The 6,386-nt window shown below is 44.7% G+C and carries 5 protein-coding genes and 1 pseudogene; 3 read left to right on the forward strand and 3 right to left on the reverse strand.

What is annotated here, in order from left to right:
• Nucleotides 1-155 precede the first annotated feature (155 nt).
• A complete protein-coding gene (locus ACR2PX_RS22670) occupies nt 156-992 on the forward strand; it encodes a hypothetical protein (protein ID WP_434001626.1) in 837 nt (278 codons plus the stop codon).
• Between the two features lie 172 nt (nt 993-1,164).
• On the opposite strand, the pseudogene ACR2PX_RS22675 reads toward ACR2PX_RS22670, so the two are convergent.
• From ACR2PX_RS22675 to fic, 3 genes and pseudogenes are all read right to left on the reverse strand, one after another.
• A pseudogene (locus tag ACR2PX_RS22675) lies at nt 1,165-1,242 on the reverse strand (SEC-C metal-binding domain-containing protein); the annotation flags it as partial.
• A 57-nt stretch (nt 1,243-1,299) separates the two neighbouring features.
• Nucleotides 1,300-2,094 carry a DUF1186 domain-containing protein gene (locus ACR2PX_RS22680; RefSeq protein ID WP_434001627.1) on the reverse strand — a complete coding sequence of 265 codons (795 nt, stop codon included), beginning with the start codon at nt 2,092-2,094 and terminating at the stop codon, nt 1,300-1,302.
• Between the two features lie 133 nt (nt 2,095-2,227).
• Entirely contained in the window at nt 2,228-3,328 is a 1,101-nt protein-coding gene (gene fic, locus ACR2PX_RS22685) for a protein adenylyltransferase Fic (protein ID WP_434001628.1), read from the reverse strand.
• A gap of 306 nt (nt 3,329-3,634) precedes the next feature.
• On the opposite strand from fic, the gene ACR2PX_RS22690 reads away from it, so the two are divergent.
• A complete protein-coding gene (locus tag ACR2PX_RS22690) occupies nt 3,635-4,231 on the forward strand; it encodes a TetR/AcrR family transcriptional regulator (protein ID WP_434001629.1) in 597 nt (198 codons plus the stop codon).
• Nucleotides 4,232-4,282: 51 nt separating this feature from the next.
• Complete coding sequence (locus ACR2PX_RS22695) at nt 4,283-6,157, forward strand: MFS transporter (RefSeq protein ID WP_434001630.1); 1,875 nt, start codon at nt 4,283-4,285, stop codon at nt 6,155-6,157.
• The last annotated feature ends 229 nt before the right edge of the window (nt 6,158-6,386 follow it).

Genomic DNA, 6,386 nt, shown 5'->3' on the forward strand with positions numbered 1-6,386 from the left:
GGCAACATGCCATGGAGTTTCAATGCCAAGTATTTTGGAGTAGAGTTCTTTATCACGCATGTTGGCATCCTTGCCTTGAAGTGTTCAATATAGATTAAATCACCCACTAAGATTAGGGAAGAGCCAAGCTAACTAACCAGTTCCCTGAATGGTGGTTGCAAGCAGTTGAGTATTTACTGAACTTAAAGCACAGCTTACCGGCTTTATCTTATGCAATGCTTACTCAGTATCTAAGCTCGTTTTACAGCATTTCGCCGTCTTGGACTAAGGCTCATTTGCTCTCAGCTCTGACTGGAGAAAATATAGATTCACGTAATGCCTTTTGGTGCGGTTTCCTGACCAGAGCGCAAATTTCTTATGAGCTAATGCCTGAGCTACAATCAACTTTATATGAACTAGCTGTGGGTTCAGATTTTAAAACAGGCGGTTTCGAAAGAAATATTTGTGCGCTAATTCTCCTTGACTGGGAAGAAAGCCAGCAAAAAAACTGCGTTTCTGATAGCAACCTAAAATTGAGAGAGCTACTACTTCAGGCCGGTGAATATCATGCCATTGTTTTTCTAAGAACAATTGAATCATGGTGTAACGATGATGATCGAAAGAGCACATGGCTTCCCCTCTCTATCACATTCTTAAATAAAGTCTGGCCTCGACAAAAATGCATGAGAACACCCAAGATTTCAGCGCAGCTGTTCGAACTAATATTTTCCAGCAAAATCCTCTTTGATAACCTGCACCGCATAGTTATCCCAAAGCTATCCACAGTAGAACGGGGCAACAGCTTATACATAAATCGTCGTGAACCTGAAAAGGAAATTATCAGAGATCGCCCCTTTGATGCTCTACAAGTATTCCACAGAATCTTACCAGCCGATGCCCATAGCTGGCCTTATGATATTGGCTCTATCATTCAAGACCTGCTTGATTCAGATGAAGGCATCAAGCATAAATCGGAGATGATTGAGTTAAAGAGGAGGTGGGATTCCTTATAACCAGAAAAATATGCAGAGTTATTGTATTAGTTAAGGTGGAGGTGTGGAGCTCTGATGGAATATCTGGTGCTAATTGCACCGTCACACCTCCTTTTGCTCTCGTTCCCACGCTCCGCGTGGGAATGCATACCCTACTGTTATATTACTGCTACCACTTTGTATAACACCCACTCTAACCACAACACTTTTTAAACTTCTTGCCACTTCCACAGGGGCAAGGGTCATTGCGCCCGACCTTTGGACTGTCTCTTACAATGGTTCCCTGATGTTCTGTACGGTTGAAGAAACCTTCAATGTCATCAGCAACCTATTCAGGCGTAGCAAACAATTCACTGAGATCCAGATCAGAAAGTTCTTCTCCGCCTTGCTCTTCCTTAAAACTTGCCCAATTCTCCAGCTCGGCAATGGTGTCGGTTATATAATTCTGATGAAAGGACAATGAGAACTCATCCACCTCTCCAGCTTTAAAAGTATCTTCCACTTCCTCAAGAGTGATCAATTGTTTCATATCAGGATACTGTTTATAGCAGTCACGAATACTGTCTATCAGATCCGAGAACATCATCATCTCACTGATATGAGACAGGCTGACTCGAAGATAGCCTCCCTCATATTGCAATTCTCCTCCCAACATTCGGCGACAATGATCATGCAACTGACTTTTATCCCACTGCCCTCGGCAGACCAGAGTCAGCAGTGCGTAAAATGCCTGGGAGCGGATATACTGATTAGCCTCAGGGTTTTCTGCCAGCTGTTGAATCGGTGTCACATTCCCATCGCAGACAGAGGCCAGGATACGGCTCATCCCCTCTTCCCCAATGATCCACTCGTTTTCCTCATCCAGCTGATTCAATAGTTTGATCAGAGGTGGATAAGCTCTGGTTTCTCGGAACTGAGCCAGCAGAAAGGTTGCAAATAAAAGCAGATCGGTCTGCCCATCATTTATAACTCTCTGGGGGTCAGCTGCAACTGTTTCGAGATAATCCAGCAACAAAGGTGTTGCTGCTTCCTGCTGATCAATCACTGTTTGCAGAGCTTCTCTGGGGAAAAAGCCTTCTTTATGATGAGACAGTATTTCAATGGCGTTCTGAAGATCATTCATACGACTTTTGCCTATTTCTTGGAACTACGAAGTAGAGAGATTTTGCACCGGCTATTGGAAAACTGAAGCATTCTGTCCATAGTCCATGGACTATGGACAGATCAACCACTGGTGATCAATTTGAGCGACTTACCTAGTAAGGCGTAATGTCATTACTGTCTTTGGTCATCAGATCAAGTAATTTGCGGTGTACAAACAATTTCTCCTTGCCGGATTGAATTTCGTCGAGAACTCCAATAGAACAGAGTTGTTTGAGATAAAGAGAAGCTGTCTGTCGCTTGGCAATGTTTCTTTCAGTCAAATTACTGATTCTGCAGTAAGGCTGTTCAAAAATAATCTGGACCAGCTCATGGCTGTATATTTTAGGAGCTTGTTGTTGAACCCATCGGGATGTCAGTTCCATCAACTCCCGAATACCAGCTATTTTTTCCCGGGTCCAACAGGAAGTGTTTTCTACAGCCTGCAGCATATATAAAACCCATGGCTCCCAGACTTGCTCATGAGTCACCTGATTGAGCAACTGATAGTACTGAGCTTTGTTTCGGACAATATAATGGCTCAAATAGAGAATGGGCAATGTCAGTAAGCCCTGCTCCAGCATATAGAGAATATTCAATATCCGACCGGTTCTGCCATTGCCATCAGTAAAGGGGTGAATGGCTTCAAACTGATAATGAGCCACGGCCATTTTCACCAGTGGATCAGTCTCATCTTCAGCATGAACATATCGCTCCCAATTTGCCAGTAAGTCACGAATAACGGTTTCTCCCACAGGAGGGGTATAAATAATCTTGCCCGTCAGATCATTGGCCAATGTCGTTCCTGGTACTTTGCGAACATTCATCTCGCAGCCTTTTATAGTACTGCATACTGCTACCGCCATATTGGTGGATATAGGCCTTTGAGCCAACTGCTGAACACCCGAAAAAAGTGCTGTTCGGTATCTCAGAGCTTCTTTGGTTGCAGGGTCTGCCTGGCTGTCTTCTTCGGCATACTGGAACAGCTTATCGGTGGTTGTGACAATATTCTCTATCTCGGAACTGTCTTTAGCTTCCAGAAGTGGCAGCATATTGATTAGCAGCTCCTGATTCGGGAGTAGCTCTCCGGCCTGCTTAAGCTCTGCCAGAGCAGATCGAGCCCTGATACATGCTTTGAGAACAGGCACTGTTTCCAGATTCTGGGTAGGAGGCAAAGGCGGGAGCTGGTTGTAAGGCTGGTCAAGCTGCCACTTCATGTTTATAAACCGGTAAAAAATCGACACGTAATCAGCTTATGTCGATACTATCGACATGTAAAGAAAACGTGTTCAAAAAAATCAATTTTATCGACACGTTTTCTGATTATGTCGATGCCATCAACATGAAAGTAAAACATGTTCAAAAAAATCGATTTTATCGACACGTTATACAGTTATGTCGATTTCATAAACATGTGCTAGAAGCCACTTTCCCTTCTTACCCTGATCTTCACTGACCCATAAGTTGACATATCATTCATAGGTCTTTATTTTAATTAAACACTGTTCAATTAAAATAACATTATGGCCAGAAGATACGATCACTCCAGGGAAGAAATACAACAGCTGACGCTGGAGAGGGTCAGTGAGATTCTTGAGTCAGAATCGGTTCACTCGCTTTCTTTGAGGAAGATCGCTAAAACAGTGGGTTATACGCCAGCCACCCTGATTAATATTTTTGGTAATTATTCGGGATTGTTGCTGGCCGTTAATGCTGAAAGCCTTGATGAGCTTCATGAACTTTCAGTGAAGGCTTTGGAATCTGAAACCAATGCTTTAAAAAAGTTACCTGCTCTTGCCAATGTCTACCTTACCTACGCCTGTGAGCATACTCACCGGTGGCAGTTGATCTTTGATCACCGCATGCCTGAGGGCGAAGAGATTCCTCACTGGCACCAGCAGCGTATTGATTTGATGTTCAGTTTGCTCGATGGCTGTCTTCAAACGATTGCCCCCGAAAAAAGTAGCTCTGAAAGAGAAACCGCTACTCGCGTACTCTGGGCTGGCGTACACGGTATTTGCCTGCTGGCAACAGAAGACAAACTCTTTTCAAAAACCCATGCGTCTGGAGAAATATTGATCCAGTCATTGATCGATAACTACTTGAGTGGCTGGTGTTAGGACTGCCATCAGCCCGAAACAAATAAAATAATAATGTCAGGGAGTGTCACCATGTCGGATACCCGTCAATTCAGTCTTTTAGGAAAAAGACGATTTCTGCCGTTTTTCGGTACCCAGTTTTTGGGTGCTTTCAACGATAATGTTTATAAAAACTGTCTCATGCTGATGGTGGTTTTTGCAGGCGCTTCTGTCTTGCCTGCAAGCGTTGATACCCTGGTCAACCTGGCCGCAGGGCTATTTATTCTTCCGTTCTTCCTGTTTTCAGGGATGGCGGGGCAGATCGCGGATAAGTATGAAAAGTCAGCAATTATTCGCAAGATCAAGCTCGTTGAGATAGCAATCATGGCAGTAGCTGCATACACCATTCTTTCTGAAAGCTTCACCGCCATGCTGGTTTTGTTATTTCTGATGGGGACTCAAAGCGCCTTCTTTGGACCGGTTAAATACGCTTTGCTGCCTCAAACTCTAAAAGATGAAGAACTGGTGGGCGGTAACGCTCTGGTGGAAATGGGCACCTTTGTTGCCATTCTGGCAGGCACTATTGGTGCAGGCTTTTTAATCGAGTTTCCCAACTCCAATCAATGGATTGCCAGTTCTGTTGTGGTGTTCGCCATACTGGGCTATTTCTGCAGTCGCAGTATTCCAACAATGCCGTCTACTGCTCCAGACCTGAAACTTGACTGGAACCCTGTTACACAAAGTCTGCGAACCCTTCGCTACGCCAAAGCAGACAAAGCTACTTTCCAATCCATTCTAGCCATTTCCTGGTTCTGGGCGCTGGGAGCAGCTTATCTGACTCAGCTCCCTAACTTTGCCAGTGATGTGCTGTCTGGCGGACCTCAGGTGGTCACACTGATGTTGGCGGTCTTTACGATAGGTATCGCTCTGGGCTCACTGATTTGCGAGCGCCTTTCCGGCAAAATCATCGAAATTGGTATCGTGCCACTGGGCTCCATGGGACTCAGCATTTTTGGCATTGATCTGTTTTTTGCCATCAGTCCAGTCACCAGCCCTCTTATGAGTGCAGGTGAACTCCTCGGTCAGACCTCAAACATTCGGGTGCTGTTTGACCTGGGCATGATTGGTTTTTCCGGAGGTATTTTTATCGTTCCTCTTTATGCCCTGATTCAACAGAGGGCAAAGCCGGAACAGAGAGCACAGATCATTGCCGCTAACAACGTTCTGAATTCACTGTTCATGGTAGGCAGCGCTGCGGCAGGTATTGTCATGCTGGGTGTGCTGGAATTATCGATCCCTGTTTTCTTTCTGACGCTGGCTTTAGTCAATCTGGCTGTTGTTGCCTATGTCTACTCTCAGGTGCCGGAATTTGTTCTTCGTTTTGTGATCTGGATGCTTTCTCATACTATGTATCGCGTAACCCACAAACAGCTGGACAATATTCCCCAGGAAGGAGCGGCTTTGCTGGTTTGCAATCATGTTTCCTATGTCGATGCTCTCCTGATTGGTGGCGCAGTTAAACGTCCGGTTCGTTTTGTTATGGACAGAAATATCTATAACCTACCTGTGTTGAATCGTTTCTTTAAACTCAGCAAGACCATTCCTATCTGCCCGGAACACAAAGACCCGGAAACCTTTCATAAAGCCTTTGAAAGAATCAGTGAAGAGCTGAAAGAAGGGCATCTGATATGCATTTTCCCGGAAGGGAAATTAACCCAGGATGGCAGTCTGGGCGAGTTTAAAAAAGGCATAGAGAAAATTTTGCAAAACGACCCGGTACCCGTCGTCCCTATGGCTCTGAAAGGCCTATGGGGTAGTGTGTTCAGTCATAAGAATGGGCTGGCCTTAACCACTCGCCCCAGACGCTTCTGGTCAAGGGTTGAGTTTATTGCAGACCCCCCCATTCCTGCACAGGACAGTAATGCTCACCTGTTGGAAAAGAGAGTCGCTGATATGTTGGCTTACTAAATCACAAGAGTTAAACAGGTGGCTTCTTTTTATTCCTTAACCAAAATGGAATCAGAAATAAGCTGCCTGTTAACAATGCCATTAGCGTGAAAAACAAACCAAAAAGGCTCTTAGTGGATTCCGGGGAGCTGGAAACAGGATGACTTATGTGGCTATGAATAGAAGACGTTTTCTTGTAAAACAGTGTCATGAAACTTTATGACCTCCTCGATAACGCCAAGTGCTATGA

The sequence above is a fragment of the Endozoicomonas sp. genome (assembly GCF_051008435.1).
GTDB lineage: Bacteria > Pseudomonadota > Gammaproteobacteria > Pseudomonadales > Endozoicomonadaceae > Endozoicomonas_A.